General features: G+C 62.1%; 21 protein-coding genes. 17 read left to right on the top strand and 4 right to left on the bottom strand.

Features of this window, described 5'->3' with window-relative positions; all coding sequences use genetic code 11:
* Positions 1–2 precede the first annotated feature (2 nt).
* The gene (locus IB236_RS11475; protein ID WP_192420827.1) at positions 3–965 is read left to right on the top strand and encodes a M48 family metallopeptidase; all 963 of its coding nucleotides are present in this window, start codon (positions 3–5) and stop codon (positions 963–965) included.
* Positions 966–1,103: 138 nt separating this feature from the next.
* Positions 1,104–1,526 carry a rhodanese-like domain-containing protein gene (locus IB236_RS11470; protein WP_192420825.1) on the top strand — a complete coding sequence of 141 codons (423 nt, stop codon included), beginning with the start codon at positions 1,104–1,106 and terminating at the stop codon, positions 1,524–1,526.
* A gap of 76 nt (positions 1,527–1,602) precedes the next feature.
* Here the strand turns inward: IB236_RS11470 and lysM are convergent, their stop codons facing one another.
* Positions 1,603–2,091: a peptidoglycan-binding protein LysM gene (gene lysM, locus IB236_RS11465; RefSeq protein ID WP_056745437.1), complete on the bottom strand. Its 489-nt coding sequence runs from the start codon at positions 2,089–2,091 to the stop codon at positions 1,603–1,605.
* Positions 2,092–2,271: 180 nt separating this feature from the next.
* On the opposite strand from lysM, the gene IB236_RS11460 reads away from it, so the two are divergent.
* The gene (locus IB236_RS11460; RefSeq protein WP_056059481.1) at positions 2,272–3,039 is read left to right on the top strand and encodes a type III pantothenate kinase; all 768 of its coding nucleotides are present in this window, start codon (positions 2,272–2,274) and stop codon (positions 3,037–3,039) included.
* Between the two features lie 192 nt (positions 3,040–3,231).
* On the opposite strand, the gene IB236_RS11455 is transcribed toward IB236_RS11460, so the two are convergent.
* The 3 genes from IB236_RS11455 to IB236_RS11445 all read right to left on the bottom strand — a co-directional run bounded on the left by IB236_RS11455 (position 3,232) and on the right by IB236_RS11445 (position 5,562).
* Positions 3,232–4,008 (bottom strand): hypothetical protein, encoded by a 777-nt coding sequence (locus tag IB236_RS11455; protein ID WP_192420823.1) that lies wholly within the window; start codon positions 4,006–4,008, stop codon positions 3,232–3,234.
* A gap of 56 nt (positions 4,009–4,064) precedes the next feature.
* A complete protein-coding gene (locus IB236_RS11450) occupies positions 4,065–4,727 on the bottom strand; it encodes a TetR/AcrR family transcriptional regulator (RefSeq protein WP_056059478.1) in 663 nt (220 codons plus the stop codon).
* Between the two features lie 229 nt (positions 4,728–4,956).
* Complete coding sequence (locus IB236_RS11445; protein ID WP_192420821.1) at positions 4,957–5,562, bottom strand: phasin family protein; 606 nt, start codon at positions 5,560–5,562, stop codon at positions 4,957–4,959.
* A 228-nt stretch (positions 5,563–5,790) separates the two neighbouring features.
* On the opposite strand from IB236_RS11445, the gene IB236_RS11440 reads away from it, so the two are divergent.
* The 14 genes from IB236_RS11440 to IB236_RS11375 all read left to right on the top strand — a co-directional run bounded on the left by IB236_RS11440 (position 5,791) and on the right by IB236_RS11375 (position 19,487).
* Complete coding sequence (locus IB236_RS11440) at positions 5,791–7,776, top strand: SDR family oxidoreductase (protein ID WP_192420819.1); 1,986 nt, start codon at positions 5,791–5,793, stop codon at positions 7,774–7,776.
* 111 nt (positions 7,777–7,887) lie between these two features.
* Entirely contained in the window at positions 7,888–8,982 is a 1,095-nt protein-coding gene (gene rfbB / locus IB236_RS11435) for a dTDP-glucose 4,6-dehydratase (protein WP_056745430.1), read from the top strand.
* Entirely contained in the window at positions 8,979–9,869 is an 891-nt protein-coding gene (rfbD, locus tag IB236_RS11430) for a dTDP-4-dehydrorhamnose reductase (protein ID WP_192420817.1), read from the top strand. Before rfbB ends, rfbD begins: the two co-directional genes overlap by 4 nt.
* Before the next feature lie 13 nt (positions 9,870–9,882).
* Positions 9,883–10,767 carry a glucose-1-phosphate thymidylyltransferase RfbA gene (rfbA, locus tag IB236_RS11425; protein ID WP_056745426.1) on the top strand — a complete coding sequence of 295 codons (885 nt, stop codon included), beginning with the start codon at positions 9,883–9,885 and terminating at the stop codon, positions 10,765–10,767.
* Positions 10,768–10,773: 6 nt separating this feature from the next.
* On the top strand, positions 10,774–11,319 hold the full coding sequence (gene rfbC / locus IB236_RS11420; RefSeq protein WP_192420815.1) for a dTDP-4-dehydrorhamnose 3,5-epimerase: 546 nt from the start codon (positions 10,774–10,776) through the stop codon (positions 11,317–11,319).
* Positions 11,241–12,503: a DUF1972 domain-containing protein gene (locus IB236_RS11415; protein WP_192420813.1), complete on the top strand. Its 1,263-nt coding sequence runs from the start codon at positions 11,241–11,243 to the stop codon at positions 12,501–12,503. Before rfbC ends, IB236_RS11415 begins: the two co-directional genes overlap by 79 nt.
* 83 nt (positions 12,504–12,586) lie before the next feature.
* A complete protein-coding gene (locus IB236_RS11410; RefSeq protein ID WP_146870029.1) occupies positions 12,587–13,513 on the top strand; it encodes a glycosyltransferase family 2 protein in 927 nt (308 codons plus the stop codon).
* A gap of 69 nt (positions 13,514–13,582) precedes the next feature.
* On the top strand, positions 13,583–15,301 hold the full coding sequence (locus IB236_RS11405) for a GspE/PulE family protein (protein ID WP_192420811.1): 1,719 nt from the start codon (positions 13,583–13,585) through the stop codon (positions 15,299–15,301).
* Entirely contained in the window at positions 15,294–16,502 is a 1,209-nt protein-coding gene (locus IB236_RS11400) for a type II secretion system F family protein (RefSeq protein ID WP_146870027.1), read from the top strand. Before IB236_RS11405 ends, IB236_RS11400 begins: the two co-directional genes overlap by 8 nt.
* A gap of 32 nt (positions 16,503–16,534) precedes the next feature.
* Complete coding sequence (gspG, locus tag IB236_RS11395) at positions 16,535–16,972, top strand: type II secretion system major pseudopilin GspG (protein ID WP_146870717.1); 438 nt, start codon at positions 16,535–16,537, stop codon at positions 16,970–16,972.
* Positions 16,905–17,519, top strand: coding sequence for a GspH/FimT family pseudopilin (locus tag IB236_RS11390; protein WP_225581108.1), 615 nt, complete (start codon positions 16,905–16,907; stop codon positions 17,517–17,519). The genes gspG and IB236_RS11390 overlap by 68 nt, the downstream gene beginning before the upstream one ends.
* Positions 17,516–17,968: a prepilin-type N-terminal cleavage/methylation domain-containing protein gene (locus IB236_RS11385; RefSeq protein ID WP_225581107.1), complete on the top strand. Its 453-nt coding sequence runs from the start codon at positions 17,516–17,518 to the stop codon at positions 17,966–17,968. Before IB236_RS11390 ends, IB236_RS11385 begins: the two co-directional genes overlap by 4 nt.
* Positions 17,965–18,576 (top strand): prepilin-type N-terminal cleavage/methylation domain-containing protein, encoded by a 612-nt coding sequence (locus IB236_RS11380; protein WP_056745416.1) that lies wholly within the window; start codon positions 17,965–17,967, stop codon positions 18,574–18,576. Before IB236_RS11385 ends, IB236_RS11380 begins: the two co-directional genes overlap by 4 nt.
* A gap of 44 nt (positions 18,577–18,620) precedes the next feature.
* Positions 18,621–19,487 (top strand): general secretion pathway protein GspK, encoded by an 867-nt coding sequence (locus tag IB236_RS11375; protein WP_370539915.1) that lies wholly within the window; start codon positions 18,621–18,623, stop codon positions 19,485–19,487.
* Positions 19,488–19,864: the final 377 nt, after the last annotated feature.

Genomic DNA, 19,864 nt, shown 5'->3' with positions numbered 1-19,864 from the left:
TGATGCAGCGGCTTGTGCAACTGGCGCTGGACCTGTTTGACCCGCCCGGGACCCCTGCAGCAGGCCCCAGTCCTGTGGCTGCAGGTTTCAAGCCCAATCAGCCAAAAGCGCTAGTCGATCCAGCGCCGGTAGCTCCTAAAACTATAGTGAGCCGGCCTTCGGCGCCAGCGGTGCCGCTGCCCTCGCTGTTGTCGCCCGCCGAATTTCGCCACCCCCAGGCCAGCCGCGAGGTCCTGCTGGGAGATGCCGTAGTAGCTTATGCGCTGCAGCGCGCTCGCCGCCGCAGCATCGGCTTTACCGTGGGGGCCGATGGCCTGTCGGTGCGGGCCCCCAGCTGGGTGACGCTGGGCGCAGTGGATGCCGCGCTGCGCGAGAAGTCCGACTGGATCCTGCGCAAGCTGTCGGAGGCGCGCGAGCGCCAGCAGCGCATGGAAGGCGGTCGTATCGTCTGGGCCCATGGCGCAGAGCTGCCCTATCTGGGGGAGCCGCTGAGGCTGGTGCTGGACCCGAGCCACGGCTTTGCGGGCAAAGGCGGAGCGCTGGTGGCGGCGGTGGAGCCGGGCGGCGCAGCCACGACGCCCAGCCTGCACATTGGCCTGCCGCACAGCGCCAGCCCCGCACAGGTCCGCGATGCCGTCCAGGCCTGGTTGATGCGCGACGCGCGCCGCCACTTCACCGAGCGGCTGGACCACTTTGCCCCGCTGCTGGGCGTGCGCTGGGCCAGCCTGCGCCTGTCGAGCGCCAATACCCGCTGGGGCAGCGCCAAGGCCGACGGCTCCATCCGCCTGAACTGGCGCCTGCTGCACTACCGCCCGGCCATCATCGACTACGTGGTGGCGCACGAACTGGCCCACCTGCGCGTGATGGACCACAGTCCCCGCTTCTGGGACACCGTGGCCACCGTGGTGCCGGACTACGCGCAGCTGCGCAGCCATCTCCGTGATGAACCCGCCCCTCTATGGTGAATCCCCCCTGAGTCGCCTTCGGCGCCTTCCCTCAAGGGGGACGACGCCCTCGCTGCGGGGCGGCCCTTGGCTTGCGTCCCTCGCGCCGGTCGCGCCCAGTACAAACGTTTTGCCTAGTGCCCAGAAAGGATCGAAACCATGACAAATACGCTCTCCATCGTTACTCCCGCCGAAGGCTATGCCGGTGACGTGACGCCCCAACAGGCCTGGCAATGGGTGCAGGCCGGTGACGCCGTGCTGGTGGATGTGCGCAGCGACGCCGAACGCGAGTGGGTGGGCCACGTGCCCGGCGCCGCAGCGGTCGCCTGGAAGCAATGGCCGGGCATGGCGATGAACGCCGACTTCGATGCCCAGATGCGCGCCGCCGTGCCCGAGGGCGCGCGGGCCGTGCTGCTGTGCCGCAGTGGCGTGCGCTCCATCGCCGCCGCGCGCCGCGCCACCGAGTTGGGTATCACCGCTTACAACATCCTCGAAGGGTTCGAGGGCGATGCGGATGCGCAAGGCCAGCGCGGCAAACGTGGTGGCTGGCGCTTTCATGGCCTGCCGTGGAAGCAGGGCTGATTCGCTATCAAAAAAAGAGCTGCCAGCGCTTTTTCTACTAGCGCTGGCAGCTCAGAGGGCTTGAATCTGCGAGAGATTACTTGGTCAGTGGCGGAATCCGCAGCTTCTGGCCGGGATAGATCTTGTCGGGGTGGCTCAGCATGGGCTTGTTGGCCTCGAAGATCACGGGGTACTTGTTGGCGTCGCCATAGAACTTCTTGGCAATGGCGCTCAGCGTGTCGCCGCGCACCACGTCGTGGTATTGGGCCTCGGGCTCGGGGTTGGTCACCTCCATCAGGTTCTCGACGCTGGTCACGCTGGCCACGTTGCCGCAGCACAGGGTGACTTTTTCCTTGGCGGCCTGGGTGGGCGCGGTGCCTTTGACGGTGACCTTGCCTTGCGTGCCGTCGAATGCCACCTGTACGTTGCTGGCGCCCAGGTTTTGGGACGCGATGTAGGTCTCGATGGCCTTGGATGCCTTGGCGTTGAGTTCATCCTGCGTGGGGGCGGCGGCCGTGGCGGCCTGCGCTTCTTTGCCGCCGAACAGCTTTTCGCCGGCTTCCTTGATGAAACTGAAAAGACCCATGTCGTACCTCCTAATGTTGCAGAAACAGGAAGGACCACTGTAGCGGGTACGGGCGGCTGCGTCGTGTCGGACAGGGGCGCGACACGATTTTTCACAATTTGGGGGCCGGGGAGGGTTGGTGCTGCAGTGGCTGTCGCCCTCGGGCAGGGGCGCATCGCAAAACTCGGGATAATCCGCCGCATGACTTTTCTGGCCATCGACGTCGGTAACACCCGTCTCAAATGGGCGTTGTACGACGCTCCCCGCCCCGGGGCTGCGCTCATTGCGCATGGCGCCGAGTTTCTCGACCACATCGACCGCCTGGCCGAAGGCAGCTGGGCCTCGCTACCCCATCCGACACGCATGCTGGGCTGTGTGGTGGCGGGAGATGCCGTCAAACGCCGCGTACAGGAACAGATGGAAATCTGGGACGTCACCCCCTCGTGGGTGGTGTCATCGGCGCAAGAGGCGGGGTTGACCAATGGCTACGACCACCCCTCGCGCCTGGGCTCGGACCGGTGGGTGGCCATGATCGGCGCACGCCACCATGTGCTGGCAAGCGGCCCTGCACGGCCGCTGGTGGTGGTGATGGTGGGCACGGCCGTGACGGTGGAGTGCATCGACACCGAGGGCCGCTTCATGGGCGGCCTGATTCTGCCCGGCCACGGCATCATGCTGCGTGCGCTTGAATCCGGCACCGCCGGCCTGCACGTGCCTACGGGTGAAGTGCGCCCGTTCCCCACCAACACCAGCGATGCGCTGACCAGCGGCGGCACCTACGCCATCGCGGGGGCCGTGGAGCGCATGTACCAGCATCTGTTGCAGCACTGCGGCCAGGAGCCTGCCTGCATCATGACCGGCGGCGCCGGCTGGAAGATGGCGCCCAGCATGACGCGGCCGTTTGAGCTGGTGGACAACCTGATTTTTGACGGACTTCTGGAGATTGCCGCGCAGCGGTTTGGGGGCTGAGGGCTTTTGAGCTCCGCATCCATTGCAGCGCGACACTGCAATCTACTGCAAACCTCTGTGCAAAACTGGCGCTGCGCAAGCCAGAGACACCGAGCAAGGGCCGCCCCGCAGCGAGGGTGTCGTCCCCCTTCCCGAATGGCGGAGCCAGTCGAGAGAAGGGGGAAGCGGCAAAGCCGCTCAGGGGGATGCCTCTTACTCTTCTTCCAGTTCCGCCCGTGCCATCTCCACATCCAGCCGCTCCATGGCATCCATGGGTTCTGCGGTGGCGGCCTTTTCGTAGAGCGCAGTGGCTTCCTTCATCTTCTTGTCGCCCTCCAGCATGACGAGGGCATTGGCGTACTCAATCATGGCGATGGCCGATCCCGGGTTGAGCTTGAGGGCCTCCTGGAACAGCTTGAGGCCCGTGTCCTTCTTGGCGCCATAGGTCATGCCGCCAATCAGCGAACCCACCTTGTCGATCACCTCCGCATGGAAGGCACCCAGCGCAATGCGCGCATCGGCGTGTTTGGGCGACAGGGCGATGGCCTTTTCCAGCGACTCCTTCACCTTGCCGCCCAGGCCCTGCGCCAGCGCCTTGGCCACGCTGATGCCCTGGCTGTAGCGGCCCAGCGCATACGCATGCCAGTACCAGGCGTTGGCGTTGTTCGGTTCTGCGGCTGCCTGGGCCTCGGCCCTTTCGGCCACCTGCATGAACAGGTCCAGCCGCGTCTTTTCCTTGGGCTCCAGGTAGTTGGCGTAGATGGAGGTGGCCTTGTTGGCTGCGGTAATGCCCGCTCCACCGGCCGCCAGGCCTGCAGCCGCCGCTTTCTCAAAGTCGCCGTTGTGGAACAGCGCCCACGCTTCCAGCGCGGCTGCGTCCTTGGGGCAGGGTTCGGCATCACCGCCATGCAGTCGTGCCCATTGCTTCTTGACGCCCGCAGCGTCGAACTGGTAGTCGCCGGCGTGGGGGAAGGGGGTCCATTTGGCCATGGTGTGTGTCTCCGGAAGTTCTTGTGGTTGGGTGTCTGTGGTGGGCCGTCTCTGTATCAGCCAGGCACTGCGGCGTAGGCGCCGACCAGCTCCAGCAAGTGGGCCCGCTGGCCGCTTTCGAGGTAGGGCATGAGCAGGTTCAGCACATGGTGGGCTCCGCGCAGCAGCGCGGCCTGGGCGCTTTCAGGCTCCAGCGCGCGGCGCGGGTCGCGCACGTATTCAAAACTGAGCCAGTAGGTGAGCACAACGACCATGCTGGTGGCGGTGGCCTCCAGCTCGCGCGAGTCGATGTGCAGCGCGTCTGCGCGGCCCATGCCATCGAGCATCGCGCGCACGGCGCGGGTCTTGTTCTTGAGGATGGCCTGGAAGTGGGTTTCCAGGCGCCGGTTCTTGGACAGCAGGTCGTTGAGATCGCGGTACAGAAAGCGGTACTGCCAGATCAGCTCGAACAGCGAGTGCATGAAGAACCAGGCGTCCTCCACATTGCGCACGCCATCTGCTGCGGCCAGCAGCTCGGTGAGCGAGCCTTCGTAGCGATCAAACAGCGCGTTGATCAGCTCGTCCTTGGCGGGGTAGTGGTAGTAGAGATTGCCAGGGCTGATGCGCAACTCGGCCGAGATCAGGGTGGTGGAGACGTTGGGTTCACCGAACCGGTTGAACAGGTCCAGCGTCACTTCCAGAATGCGTTCTGCGGTGCGGCGTGGCGCTTTCTTCACCATGTGTGTGGGCCCCTTCGCGTCGTTGTGTGTCGTTGTTGCGTTGTCTCTGATGGCTACTCTAACCCACGCAGTCATGCTGCAGTGCGACATGAGAAGAGGACGCGCGTGTCGCTCCCAGATCGCTTTTAGCGCACTTCACGGGTTTCACCAAAAAAAGAAAAGCGGTCCAGGCGCCGTGGCGCGCGGACCGCTTGGTGCGGGCTGGGTGCTTGCCGCCGGCAAGCCGTGATCAGCTGGCCGACGGCGTGCTGGTGGCTGCGTCGGCAGCGGCACGTGTTGCGGTCTTCTTGGCCACAGCCTTCTTGGCGGTGGCCTTGGCTGCAGGCTTTGCCGCTGCCTTGGCGGGCGGGGCCTTCTTTGCAGCCGCCTTCTTGGCAGGGGCCTTGGCAACAGGCTTGGCGGCTGCCTTGGCAGCAGCTTTGGCGGGGGCAGCCTTGCTGCCCTTGGCCAGGGCGTCCACACGGGCGCTCAGGGCTTCCAGGTCGCGGGCCGAGGGCACGCCCAGCTTGGCCAGGGCCTTGGCCACGCGGTCTTCAAAGATGTTTTCGAGCTTGTCCCACTGGCCCTGGGCCTTGGAGCCGATGTCGCTGGCCATGGTGGTCACGCGGCTGGTGGCTTCGGTGATCTTTTCTTCGGCCACGGCCTGCGTCTTGCGCTGGATGGTCAGGCCTTCCTTGACCAGGGCTTCAAACACCTTGCCACCTTCTTCCTGCGCCTTGGAGAAGGCACCCAGACCGGCCAGCCAGATCTGCTGGGCGGAGTCCTTGACGGTGCTGGACAGTTGGGCGTTGCTCTTCTTCTTGTCAGCGCTGAGTTTCTGCAGTTTCTTGACCATAAGGCCTCCATGGTGCGGTTGGTTGGGGTTGCCGGGGCGATTTTGCCTTCGACGCATGGCCGCACTGTACGCCGCACGGTGCGCAAGGTGTAGGCGCGCGCTCCTAAAAATGTAGAGCGTGCCATCTAGCGCGCCTGCCGGCTGGGCACCTAGCATCGGCGCGGGTTTCTGCTGAATCGGGGTGTGCAGGCCTTGGGCAAGAATGAAGCTATCTCAGAGGAGTTATCCATGCAGTATTTCGTGACGGGGGCAACAGGGTTCATTGGCAAGCGGCTGGTCAAGAAGCTGCTGGAGCGCAAGGGGGCGGTGGTGCATTTCCTGATCCGCAAGGAAAGTGCGGACAAGGTGGCCGACCTGCGCAGCTTCTGGGGCGTAGGCCCTGCACGCGCCGTCCCCGTGTTTGGCGACCTCACCGCCAAGAAGCTGGGCGTCTCGGCAGACGACGTGAAGAAGCTCAAGGGCCAGATCGACCACTTTTACCACCTGGCCGCGGTGTATGACCTGGCTGCCGATGAGGAAACCCAGGTGGCCGTGAACATCGAGGGCACGCGCAACACGGTGGACCTGGTCAAGGCGATTGATGCCGGGCACTTCCACCATGTCTCGTCCATCGCCGCCGCAGGTCTGTATGAAGGTGTGTTCCGCGAAGACATGTTCGAGGAAGCCGAGGGCCTGGACCACCCGTACTTCCAGACCAAACACGAGAGCGAAAAGATCGTGCGCCAGGACTGCAAGGTGCCCTGGACGGTGTACCGCCCGGCCATGGTGGTGGGCGACAGCCAGACCGGCGAGATGGACAAGATCGATGGGCCCTACTACTTCTTCAAGCTCATCCAGCGCCTGCGCCAGCTGCTGCCACCCTGGATGCCCACCGTGGGCCTGGAAGGCGGGCGTGTGAACATCGTGCCGGTGGACTTTGTGGTGAACGCACTGAACGTCATCAGCCACCAAAAAGACATCACCAAGAAGTGTTACCACCTGGTGGACCCAGTGGGTTACCGCGTGGGGGATGTGCTCGACATCTTCAGCCGCGCCGCCCATGCGCCGCGCATGAACCTGTTCGTCAACGCAGCGCTGCTGGGCTTCATTCCCAAGAGTGTGAAGAAGAGTCTGATGGCGCTGGCTCCCGTGCGCCGCGTGCGCAATGCCGTCATGAAAGACCTGGGCTTGCCGGAGGACATGCTGACCTTCGTGAACTACCCCACCCGCTTCGACTGCCGCGAGACCATGGCAGCTCTCAAGGGTTCGGGGGTGACCTGCCCCAACCTCAAGGACTACGCCTGGCGCCTGTGGGACTACTGGGAGCGCAATCTGGATCCTGAGCTTTTCATCGACCGCACCCTCAAAGGCACGGTAGCGGGCAAGGTGGTGCTGATCACCGGTGGATCGTCTGGCATCGGGCTGGCGGCGGCGCACAAGTTTGCCGAGGCGGGTGCCACCACCATCATTTGCGGGCGCGACCAGGACAAGCTGGACGAGGCCTGTGCCGAGGCAAAGGCGAAAGGCTACAGCTTCATCGCGTACTCGGCCGACATCGCCGACATGACCGACTGCGATCGCTTTGTGCAGCTGCTCATCGACAAGCATGGCGGTGTGGATTTCCTGATCAATAACGCGGGCCGCTCCATCCGCCGCGCCATCGAATCGAGCTACGACCGCTTCCACGATTACGAGCGCACCATGCAGCTGAACTACTTCGGCTGCCTGCGGGTGACCATGGGCTTCTTGCCTGGCATGGTCGAAAAGCGCAAGGGCCATGTGGTCAACATCAGCTCCATTGGCGTGCTCACCAACGCACCCCGCTTTTCGGCCTATGTGGCCAGCAAGGCAGCACTGGATGCCTGGACGCGTTGTGCCTCTAGCGAGTTCGCGGACCAGGGCATCACCTTCACTACCATCAACATGCCCCTGGTGCGCACGCCCATGATCGCGCCCACCAAGATCTACAACAACGTACCTACGCTGAGTCCTGAAGAGGCAGCGGACATGATCGCCCAGGCCTGCATCTTCAAGCCGGTGCGCATCGCCACGCGCCTGGGCATCACCGGCCAACTGCTGCACGCCCTGGTGCCGCGCGTGGCGCAGATCACCATGAACACGAGCTTCCGCATGTTCCCGGATTCCACCGCCGCCAAGGGCGCCAAGGATGCCAAACCGCAGTTGTCCGCCGAGGCGGTAGCGCTGCAGCAAATGATGCGTGGCATCCACTTCTGATGACCCGCCGGCCCAGACAGAAATACCCGCGTTGAACTCTGTTACCCGGGGGCCGGGCGGGGTGGGATAATCATGGGTTCTGCCGAGCTGGCATTTCACACGGCCCTCCCTATGATTCTGGTTACTGGCGGCGCGGGTTTCATCGGCGCCAACTTCGTTCTTGACTGGCTTGCTGCCTCCAGCGAGCCCGTCGTCAACCTCGACAAGCTCACCTACGCGGGCAACCTGCACAACCTGGACGGCATCCAGGGCGACCCCCGCCACATCTTCGTGCAGGGCGACATCGGCGACACGGGCCTGCTGGAGCGCTTGCTGGCAGAGCACCGGCCCCGCGCGGTGGTGAACTTCGCGGCCGAGTCGCATGTGGACCGCTCCATCCACGGGCCCGAGGATTTCATCCAGACCAACATCGTCGGTTCGTTCCGCCTGCTCGAAGCCGTGCGTGCCTACTGGAGCGCGATGCCTGAGGGCGAGCGCGCGGCCTTCCGTTTCCTGCACGTGTCCACCGACGAGGTGTACGGGTCGCTGGCGCCCACCGACCCGGCCTTCGCGGAGACGCGCGGGTTCGAGCCCAACAGCCCCTACAGCGCCAGCAAGGCGGCCAGCGACCACCTGGTGCGCGCCTGGCACCACACCTATGGCCTGCCGGTGCTCACCACCAACTGCAGCAACAACTACGGGCCCTACCACTTCCCCGAGAAGCTGATCCCGCTGATGATCGTGAACGCCCTGGCCGGCAAGAACCTGCCGGTTTACGGGGACGGCATGCAGGTGCGCGACTGGCTTTACGTGAAGGACCACTGCAGCGCCATCCGCCGCGTGCTGGAAGCCGGTGCCCCTGGCGAGACCTACAACGTGGGCGGCTGGAACGAGAAGCCCAACATCGAGATCGTGAACATGGTGTGCGGCCTGCTCGACGAGCTGCGCCCCCGCGCTGACGGCCAGAGCTACCGTACCCAGATCACCTACGTGAAGGACCGTCCTGGTCATGACCGCCGCTATGCCATCGATGCGCGCAAGATCGAGCGGGATCTGGGCTGGAAGCCCGCCGAGACCTTCGATACCGGCATCCGCAAGACTGTGCAGTGGTATCTGGACCATGCTGACTGGGTGGCCAGCGTGCAGACGGGGGCTTACCGCGCCTGGGTGCAGACCCAGTATGCGCAGGAGGCCGCCACTGCAGCCGTCACGGACGTTGCTGCATGAACATTTTGCTTTTTGGCAAGGGCGGTCAGGTAGGCTGGGAACTGCAGCGCAGCCTGTCGGTGCTGGGCACGATCACGGCGCTGGACCACGACAGCACGGACCACTGTGGCGACTTTGCCAACACTGCGGGTGTGGCTGAGACGGTGCGCACCCTGCGCCCCGACGTCATCGTCAACGCCGCAGCCCACACTGCCGTGGACAAGGCCGAGAGCGAGGCCGATTTCGCTCGCACGCTGAATACCACCACTCCCGGCGCCATCGCGCTGGAGGCGGCGAAGCTCGGCGCATGGCTGGTGCACTACAGCACCGACTACGTCTTTGACGGCAGCGGCAGCCGCCCCTGGGTCGAGACCGACATGCCTGCTCCCTTGAGCGTGTACGGCCGTACCAAGCTCGAGGGCGAGCAGCTCATCGCGCAGGCGTGCCCCAAGCACCTCATTCTGCGCACCAGCTGGGTCTATGCGGCGCGCGGCGGCAACTTCGCAAAGACCATGCTGCGCCTGGCGCAGGAGCGCGATCGCCTGACCGTGATCGACGACCAGTGGGGGGCGCCCACGGGGGCCGACCTGCTGGCCGACGTGACGGCGCATGCGCTGCGTCACCTGCAGCAGCGCCCGCAGGACGCAGGCCTGTACCACTGTGTCGCAGCCGGTGAAACAAACTGGAACGAGTACGCAAAATTCGTGATTGCGAAGGCGCAGCAAGCGCAGCCTGCTATCAAAATAAAAGCAAATGAAGTTGCGCCCGTCCCGACGAGCGCATTCCCCACTCCTGCCGTGCGCCCGCACAACTCGCGCCTTCATACCGGCAAGCTGCAAGCCACCTTCGGCCTGCAGATGCCCCACTGGCAAGCGGGCGTGGCGCGCATGCTGGCTGAAATTCTCTGATCGGCACCCTCACATGACGCAACGCAAAGGCATCATCCTTGCCGGAGGCTCCGGTACCCGGCTGCATCCGGCCACCTTGGCCATCAGCAAGCAACTGCTGCCGGTGTACGACAAGCCCATGATCTACTACCCGCTGAGCACCCTGATGCTCGCGGGCATCCGCGACATCCTGGTCATCAGCACGCCGCAGGACACGCCGCGGTTTGAGCAACTGCTGGGCGACGGCAGCCAATGGGGCCTGAACCTGCAATATGCCGTGCAGCCCAGTCCGGATGGCTTGGCGCAGGCATTCATCATCGGAGAGGCTTTCCTGGCCGGTGCGCCCAGTGCGCTGGTGCTGGGCGACAACATCTTCTACGGCCACGACTTTCACGAACTGCTGGGCAACGCGCAGCAGCGCACTGATGGCGCCAGCGTATTCGCCTATCACGTGCATGACCCGGAGCGCTACGGTGTGGCCGAGTTCGATGCGAGCGGCAAGGTGCTGTCGCTGGAGGAAAAGCCCGCACATCCCAAGAGCAGCTATGCCGTCACCGGCTTGTACTTCTACGACAGCCAGGTGGCGCAGATGGCCAGGAGCCTCAAACCGTCTCCGCGCGGCGAGCTGGAAATCACTGACCTGAACCGGCTGTACCTGGAGCAGGGGCAGCTGAATGTAGAGATCATGGGCCGCGGCTACGCGTGGCTGGACACGGGTACCCACGAAAGCCTGCTGGAGGCCAGCCAGTTCATCGCCACGCTGGAGCACCGTCAGGGCCTCAAGATCGCATGCCCGGAAGAAATTGCCTGGCGGTCACAGTGGATCAACAGTGCGCAGCTGGAGCGTCTGGCCAAGCCTCTGGCCAAGAATGGCTACGGCCAGTACCTTCAGCGCCTGCTGAACGACAAGGTTTATTGATCTGCCATGCAAGCTATACGGCAATCCATCCCAGACGTGGTACTGATCGAACCCAAGGTGTTCGGTGACAGCCGCGGATTTTTCTACGAGAGTTTCAACGGGAAGGCCTTTCGCGAGGCCACCGGCGTGCAGGACGCGTTCGTGCAGGACAACCACAGCCGCAGCAGCCAGGGCGTGCTGCGCGGCCTGCACTACCAGCTGCCGCCCCGCGCTCAGGGCAAGCTGGTGCGTGTGGTGCGCGGGGCTGTATTTGATGTGGCGGTTGATATCCGCAAAGACTCACAGACCTTTGGTCAATGGGTGGGGGCGCTGCTGACGGAGGACAACCATCGTCAACTCTGGGTTCCCCCAGGCCTGGCACACGGTTTTTTAGTGCTCTCCGAGTCTGCCGATTTCCTGTACAAAACCACGGACTACTACAGCCCCGAACACGAGCGCTGTATCCGTTGGGATGATCCCAGGCTTGCGATTGCATGGCCCACGCTGGACGTGCAGATTCAGCTGTCGGCCAAGGACCAGTCCGGCCGTCTGCTCGCCGAGGCCGACCTTTGACATTGTTGTTGGAGGCAGGTAGCTCGGAGGGGCGTCCAGCCCCGCTGCGCATTGCCGTTCTGGGGGCAAAAGGGATACCGGCGAGCTACGGGGGGTTTGAGACGTTTGCCGAACAGCTGTCCGTTCGCCTCGCAGAGCGGGGACACTCGGTTACGGTGTATGCCGAGTCCGATCAGGATGCTGTGGCGGATAGCCAGTTCCAAGGCGTTCGGGTGCGTTATCGGCGTCGCCCGCAATGGGGGCCCGCCTCCGTGTTAGCCTACGACTGTGCATGCCTTTGGGATGCCCGCCACGGATACGATCTGGTTTACATGTTGGGCTACGGTGCCGCTTGGGCTTGTTGGTGGCCCCGGGTCAGCGGGACCCCTGTGTGGATCAATATGGATGGCCTGGAATGGGCCCGCAGTAAGTGGGGCTGGGCGGCGCGCGCGTATCTGCGCTGCATGGAATGGGTGGCGACATTGACTGCTACACGCCTGATTGCCGATGCCAACGCTATTGCGCAGAGGCTGCAGAACGTTTATCCCAAGGGCGCGCCTTCCAGTTTTATTGCCTATGGTGCTGAGCCCGTGCGCGAGGGCTCGCTGGATTCTTCAGCGCTCTCGGCTTGGGGACTGGTGCCGTTTCAGTATATGGTCGTAGTGGCGCGTCCCGAGCCGGAGAACCACCTCCTGGAGATCATTGAGGGCTATATCTTGCATGGCGGCGAGTGGCCCCTCGTGATCGTGGGAGACGTCTCCGGTGCCACCGCTTATCAGCAGCGCTTGCTTCAGTACACCAGTGAATGCGTGCGGTTCGTCGGCGGCATTTACGATCCCCGGCAACTGGCGTGCGTGCGCGCGCATGCGGCCTGCTATATCCATGGCCATTCGGTCGGCGGTACCAACCCCTCTTTGCTAGAGGCCATGGCCTGCGGCAACTGGGTGGTGGCCCACGACAATCCGTTCAACCGAGAAGTGGCACGCGATGCTGCAGACTACTTCGGATCGCCGGAGGAGCTGGCGCGCCGTTTGGATCAATTGGTCGGCCAGTGGCAACTGGCTTACCCTGAGCGCAGTCGACGTGCCCGGGACATCGTGGATACCTATTACACATGGGAGCGCATCACCGACGCCTATGAAAGGTTGATGTATGCGCAGTGCCGGTCCTCCGCTGCGTTGCCCCACCCGGCGGAGGGCCTGTGACGGCTGTGTGGGGAGCGCGCGATCCTGTACGACCTAGCGAGGGGCTGCAGCCCCGAGCGGGGCAGCCCTTGGTCGATATCCTTATGGCCACATACAACGGCGCAAAGTATCTGGCTGACCAGTTAGATTCTCTGTTGGCGCAGACGCATCAGAATTTTCGTCTGCTGGTTAGCGACGATGGTTCTACAGACGGCACCCTGGCCCTGCTAGAGACGTATCGTTCCCGTCTCGGGGATCGTTTGGTCGTGGTGCCCCATCCTGGGATGGGACAAGGGGTTGTCAAGAACTTTGAAAATTTGATGCGAGCCAGCCTGCAAGGCTGCCATGCGCACTGGATCGCTTTCTCCGACCAGGACGACGTCTGGCTGCCAGAAAAAGTTGAGCGCTGCCTGCATGTATTGATGCAGTTGGAGCAAGCCACGGGCGTCCATCAACCTTGCTTGGTGCATTCCGATCTGACCGTTGTGGACGAAGAGCTGAACGTCATTGCGCCTTCTTTTTCGCAGCACCAGCGCATGGATCCAGCGGCATGTTCTCCTACCGCGCTACTCAGTATCAATCAGGTCACGGGTTGTACGATGATGATCAACCGCGCGCTGTTGGAGATGTCGCTGCCTCTGCCTGATCAGACCGTCATGCATGACTGGTGGTGCGCTCTGTTGAGCAGCAGCGGGCGCCGCACCTTCCTTGACGAACAGCTGATCCTCTACCGGCAGCATGGATTCAACCAGCTCGGTGCCAAGGATCGAAGGCTGAAGATGCGTCTTTTACGCCTTGTCACGAATGGGCGCGGAGTGCTGCGGCGCGTGCTCAACCTCGGCCGTGCAACAAAAGCCCAAGCCGAGGCCCTGCAATCGCGTCTGGATAGCCGAGGCTATCCCGGGGGCTACGTGTCAGAATACCTTGCTTGGCGCGGCGCGCCCCTCCGGAGCAGGCTCCTGGGGTACCGCAGTTATTACATCGGCCCTGAGCTGGATCGGTTGAGCCGTTGTCTGCTGTGGTGCAGATGATGGTTGTGCCGGGTGGCGCGAAGCGCAGCCAAGCACTGTTGGGTGGGAAATTGTTCAAAGGCGTTGGTCATGAAGTTCTCGGCGGAAGTAGGTGAAGTGGAAAGCGTTGACGTCGCTGCGCCCCGGCTGGGAGAAATGTTGCTCGCAGAGCAGAAGTTGTCGCGCAATGACTTGGAGCGGGCGCTGGAAGTCCAGCGCTCCATGGGAGGGCGCCTGGGACGGCTGCTCATCAGCCTGGGTCTAGTATCTGAAGTGGATGTCTATGCCGCTTTGGCAAGGCAAGCGGGTTTGCCTCTTGTACGTCAGGACGCCTTTCCCAAGGAGAAGCCCGCCATCTCGCGGATGAACACCAGCTTTTTGCTCGTCAACAACCTGTTGCCTCTGGGCGAAGCGGGCGATGCGGATTCGGCGCCAGATTTCGCTTCGGTGGACCCTCAAAGCGGTGCTTTGTGCGACGCGCTGCGGCTTGTATTTGGCGAGGTACCCAGGATTTCTTTCGGCTTGGAGTCGGAGATCGCTGCCCAGCTCAATGCCTGGTACGTGGAGGATCCCGAAGCTCAGGGTGACGGCGTAGCCGACCAGTTCGAGGCGTCTGAATTCATCGAACACCTGCGGGACATGGCGTCCGAGGCGCCCATTATCCAACGCGTGAGCCAGATCCTCTCCCAGGCCGTGGCAGCGCAGGCTTCGGACATCCACATTGAGACGTACGAGGAAAAGTCGGTCGTTCGCATCCGCGTGGATGGCGAGCTCTACCCGATCGATGAGATCGACAACAAGGACGCACCTGCTGTCGTTTCTCGCATCAAGATCCTGTCTCAGCTTGATATTGCTGAGCGCCGCATGCCGCAGGACGGGCGCACCAAGCTGCGGGTGCATGGCAAAGAAATGGACTCCCGCGTCTCCACCATTCCAACCATGTTCGGCGAATCGGTGGTGATGCGCTTGCTGGAGAAGAATTTTGACCTGCTCTCGCTGGAAAGTCTGCACTTCACTCCGGCGACTCTGAAGGCCATGCGACAGCTTTTGAGCGTGCCGCACGGGATATTCTTAGTGACGGGTCCCACGGGTTCGGGCAAGTCCACTACGCTGTATGCGTCTATGCAGGAGTTGGAAGGCGAGAACCTCAAGATCCTCACAGTGGAGGACCCTGTCGAATACCGGCTGCAATGGCTCAATCAGGTCCAGGTACAGCCGCAGATTGGACTTACCTTTGCCAAGGTGCTTCGTTCCTTTCTGCGTCAGGACCCTGATGTCATCATGATCGGGGAAATGCGTGACGGTGAAACGGCAGAGATCGCTGTCCAGGCCGCGCTGACGGGACACTTGGTGATGTCCACGCTCCACACCAACAGTGCGCTGGGGGCCATCGTGCGGTTGATCAACATGGGTGTCGAGCCATATCTGATTACTGCCTCGGTAATCGGCGTACTCGCCCAACGGCTGGTGCGAAAGCTGTGCGAAGAGTGCAAGCAGGCGCTACCTGCCGAGCAGGCGGATGCGGCAGCGGCTTCGCTTGGGGTGATCCTCGACAAAGGCCAAACCCTATACAGGGCGGTAGGTTGTCCTGCATGCCGGGGCACAGGGTATCGTGGCCGCCTCGCGGTCCACGAACTGCTGCTGATGACGGAAGATGTCAAAAAAGGCGTACTGGAGCGAGGCTCTTCTCTGGGGGGCGGCGATGGCTCTTATGCAGGCGGGAACTTGTTGCAGGATGGGGCTACCAAGGTATTCCAGGGACTGACGACGGCTGAAGAAGTCTTACGCGTTGCACGTCAAAATGATTGAATTTCAATATGACGGTATTGCGTCGGACGGTAAGCCCTGTCGGGGTGTGATGCGCGCGCAGAATGTCGAAGCCGCCCGATTGAGGCTGATTGGCCAGGGGGTGACGCCAGTGCGCATTACCGACAGTTTGGCTGCGGCTGTGCAGGCTGATCCGCAGGCCCGGGGCAGCAAGCTGCGGCGCAGCGAGATCCTGCTGTTCAGCCGCGAGATGGCTCATCTCAAGCAGGCGAACATGCCCTTGGACAGGGCGCTGGTCATGCTCAAGGAAACTGCCAATACAGATCGACTGAGAGCCTTTGTCGGGAAGGTGGAGGAGGGCGTAAGGGGGGGGAAGTCGCTCTACCAGTCGTTACTGCCATTTGAGCGTGACCTGGGACGGCAGTATCTGGTCCTGATCCGTGCGGGCGAAACCTCTGGCTCATTGCATGTGGTTCTCAAGGAGCTCACCGTGCAACTGGAGGCAGAAGACAAGCTGCGCAACTATGTCATCTCGTCCATGACCTATCCCGTCATTTTGCTGATAGTCGCCGTGCTTTCGGTGGTTCTGCTGTTGGCGTTCGTGGTTCCTCAGTTTCGTGAAATCTTCGATTCCATGGGTGACAAGCTGCCATCTTCCACCAGACTTGTCGTTGATCTCAGCGACATGATTCGCCTGCATTGGATGGCAATTCTCCTGGTCTTGGCCGTCATTTTGTTTCTGGGCTCGCGCTGGAGTGCCACCCCATCGGGGAGGTTGCGCTTGGACAGCATTCTGCTGGATCTGCCTTTGTTCGGCAAAGTACTGCGCAACCTTCAGTTCGCCATTTACTTTCGTACATTCGGCATTTTGTTGCAGAGAGGCGTTCCGATGGTAGACGCCTTGCGCATTGCCGTGGATACCTTGACCAATACGGCCTTGCGCAAGGATATCGAGCCCCTGGTCGGGATTGTGAAGGCGGGTAAGCGACTCTCGTCCGGATTTGTTTCCCCGTATCTGGGTAGATCAAGCACTCCCCAGCTGATCCGGGTGGCGGAAGAGACGGGTCAGCTGGATGCAACCCTGTTGGGGTTGGCTGATCGCTATGAGGATGAAGGGCGACGCACTATGGGGCGCGTGCTGGCTGCCATGGAGCCCTTGATTATTATTGTTTTAGGCGCCTTGGTCGCGTTCATCATTATTGCGATCTTGGGCGGTGTTTTGTCTATCAATGACACTATTTGATTCTGAGTCCTCTGGAAGATATTGAAATGAATATGAAAGAGCTGCAAAGTCCATTCCATGCGCGAGCGCGTAATAACTCCGGTTTCACTCTCATTGAATTGCTGGTGGTGTTGGTGATCTTGACTTTGTTGGCGGGTTTAGTGGGCCCGAAAGTCCTTGATCAGCTTGGTGGTGCCAAATCCAAGACGGCACGCATCCAAATTTCTGAAATTGAACAGAGTCTGGATTTGTTCAAACTGGACGTGGGGCGGTATCCCAACGATGCAGAGGGCTTGCGTGCACTAGCTGAGCGCCCTGCGACGGCGCAAGGCTGGAACGGCCCGTATCTGAAGAAGGGGTTGCCAGCGGACCCGTGGGGCGCTGCTTACCTGTACAAAAATCCCGGCCGCAATGGCAGCCCCGATGTTTTCACTCTGGGATCTGATGGCAAGCCAGGTGGTGATGGCGAAAACGCAGACGTTTACAACTGACGTTTCGGTGGATGCCTGGGGTCCATTTGTGTCTATTGGCGGTATTTCCTGCCTTAGTGCGCGCGTCGTAGTCATGCGTCGCGGCGCCTGCGGGTTCACCCTGCTGGAGTTGCTGGTAGTGCTGGTGCTCGCGAGCATCACCACGGCGGTCGTCGGTGCGGGTGGTCAAGCATTTCTGGAGCGTGCGCGCTACACCCAAGCAGTGCGAGACGTGGCAAGTCAGCTCAACAAGGCGCGTGTGCTCAGTGTGCAGGAGGGGAGGCCTGTATCGGTGACCTACCTGCCGGACGCGCGTAGGCTGGCGGTGGACGGAAAGCTGTTTCTGGACCTTCACGAAGCCGTCAATATCCAGTGGGAAGCAATGCGCGGTGATGGGCGGTCAGGAAAATCCGTCGTTCCGGCTGGCGAGCTTTTGTTTATCTTCAATCCGGATGGTGGTGCTCGCGGAGGACGTATCTCTGTACTGAGGGGTAGCAGCGGTGTTGCCTTTCGCGTCAATTGGCTCCTCGGAACGGTTGAACAATCTGTGGCCGTGGCGCAGCCATGATGCGGCCGATTAACCGCTTGCATGCCCCTTGCGCGAGCTTTGTTTGGCAGCGGCGCTGTCTCACAAAGCCTTTGGGCTTCAGTCTGCTGGAGGCATTGGTCGCGATGGCGATCGCTGCCATCGCACTGGCAAGTCTGTACCGCAGTGTGGGGCAGGGCTCGCAAAGCGTGATGGGGGTGCAAGCGCGTGTGGAGGCCGCATTGGTGGCGAAGTCCGTGCTGGCTGCGGGTATTTTTGCTGAAGACCTCATGCGGCAAGATTCTGGTCAGGCAGGTGGGTGGAACTGGCGAGTCGACGTAACGCCAGAGCCGATTTTTCTGAGCGATGAGGCTGGGCGTCCTGCACCCTCGGGCCCGTTGCGTGCGGCCAAAGTCACGGTGCAGGTCAGCAGGGATGGCGTCACGGCCATGACCTGGATCACCTGGAAGCCCTACAGGTCCGCACCATGAGTCGTGCACCTCGCAAATTGACCCAGGGCTTCACGCTGCTGGAGTTATTGATTGGTCTGGCAGTGACCGCTGCAGTGGTGGCTTTGATTTTTGCAGCCTTAGGATTGATTGGCCGCACCGAGGAGCGCAATCAGCGTGTGGGCGAGCGGGCCGAGCGCATGTTGGTTGTGAGCCAATGGTTGGGCCGTAAATTCGATACGCTGCGCTTGCTGAGTCGTCGCGAAGGCAGTGTCTTCGTCAATTTCTTTAGTGGAAATGCTGCGGGTGCCATTTGGGTTGCACCCTTGCCCGAGCGCGGCGATGCCGGGGGGCTTTATGTTTTCCGCACCACCCCTTTGCGCCATTCAGACGGCCGGGTGGATTTGACTGTGGAGGCCATTCCCTATGATGGTGCTTTGATGGCTATGGACTGGAGTCGTGCCTTGCGCGAAACGCTCATTTCGAACGTTCGTACTCTGCAGTGGCACTACCAGGATGGTCGTACCGGCCAATGGACTCAGGACTGGGACGCGTCCAAGGGTCAGTACCCCGCACGCATCCGCCTTGAAATAGGAGACACCCTCGGAGATTGGCCTTCCCTGGTGTTCCCGCTGGTGAGAGCGAAATGATGATACCGGCTCTAAAGGGTGGTCGGGGGGCCGCGTTGATCCTCGTGCTGTGGCTGGTGGCAGCGTTATCGCTCGTCGTCATGGCGAGTGCACGGAGTGTTCGCCAGCAGACACAGCGGGTAGGGCTGGATCTTGAGCGCATGCGCGTTGAGTCGGTGTTGGACTCCGCGATCGAGTTGACTGCTCAGCAGATGCTCGCCGATAGAAATGCTGGGAATGCTTATCGCTTTCAGCGTCTGTCCATGGGGGGGGGCGACGTGTGGGTGGAGATCACGCCTTCTGGGGGGCTTGTTGATGTCAACGTTGCCAGCGATGCTCTGCTGCAGACCTTGTTCCAGCGAGCTGGAGGGCTGTCCGCCGGCGAAGCGTTGATTCTGACGTCGAGAGTGCGTGATTATCTCGATCCGGACGATTCGCCAGGTGGCGTAGGAGGAGCAGAAGCACCTCAGTACCGAGCTGCAGGCTGGCCGTCCATGCCTCGCAATGGGGCTCTGGATGATCTCTCCGAGCTGCGTTCGGTCCTTGGAATGACCTCTGGCCTCTATGAGATAATCGCGCCCCATTTGGGTATCAATGGGCAGCAACGCATCGAGATCGATTCAGCTCCCCCCGCACTGATTGACGCGCTGACGGGACAGCCGGGATTGGGAGCGCGCATTCACAACTCTCCACCAGAAACGAGGGGCAGTGTGCTCATGACCGGGCCCGCAGCCGATTTTTTTTCGCCTGCGCGCGGCGGCGGAACGACGGTGCGCCTGAAAGCTGCGGTAAGGCTGGAGGGTGAGCGCTGGTGGCAGCGGGAAGCGTGGGTTGATCTGAGTGAGCGCCCGGGTAACCTGACGCCTTGGACCATGCTCTCCCTGGAGCCCACACGCCGTCTCAACACGCAAGAACAGGAATTGAAGCCATGACAGCTTGGAGGCAGTTATCTCTTCGTGCGCACGCGGCGCTGGACCGATTGGCTTGGGGTCTGGGAGACCTTAAGCGTGCACTTATGGAGCGCGGAGGGTGGCCGGCGACGTCGTGCACGGCGATTGCGCTGGATGGTGGTCGCTGGTCCGTCACTGGGACACGTGCCCGCCGACTGAAGGGTGACCGCAGGGCCAGTGCTTTGCTGGTTCCGGAGCCCGAATGCCTTTGGGGCAATGTGCAACTTCCTGATATGCCGCGGCGGTCTTTGCCGAACGGCGTAGAGGAGACGCTCTGGCGAGTGTCGCCCTTACCTCCCGACCAGATTGTTGCAGCCTGGCACGCGGAGCCTCTTGCGCACGGTGGGTGGTCTGTGCAA

It is taken from the genome of Acidovorax sp. ACV02 (assembly GCF_014851475.1).
Lineage (GTDB): Bacteria > Pseudomonadota > Gammaproteobacteria > Burkholderiales > Burkholderiaceae_C > Acidovorax > Acidovorax delafieldii.
Note: the sequence above shows the minus strand (reverse complement) of the source record. Positions and strands in the feature narration are given on the sequence as shown.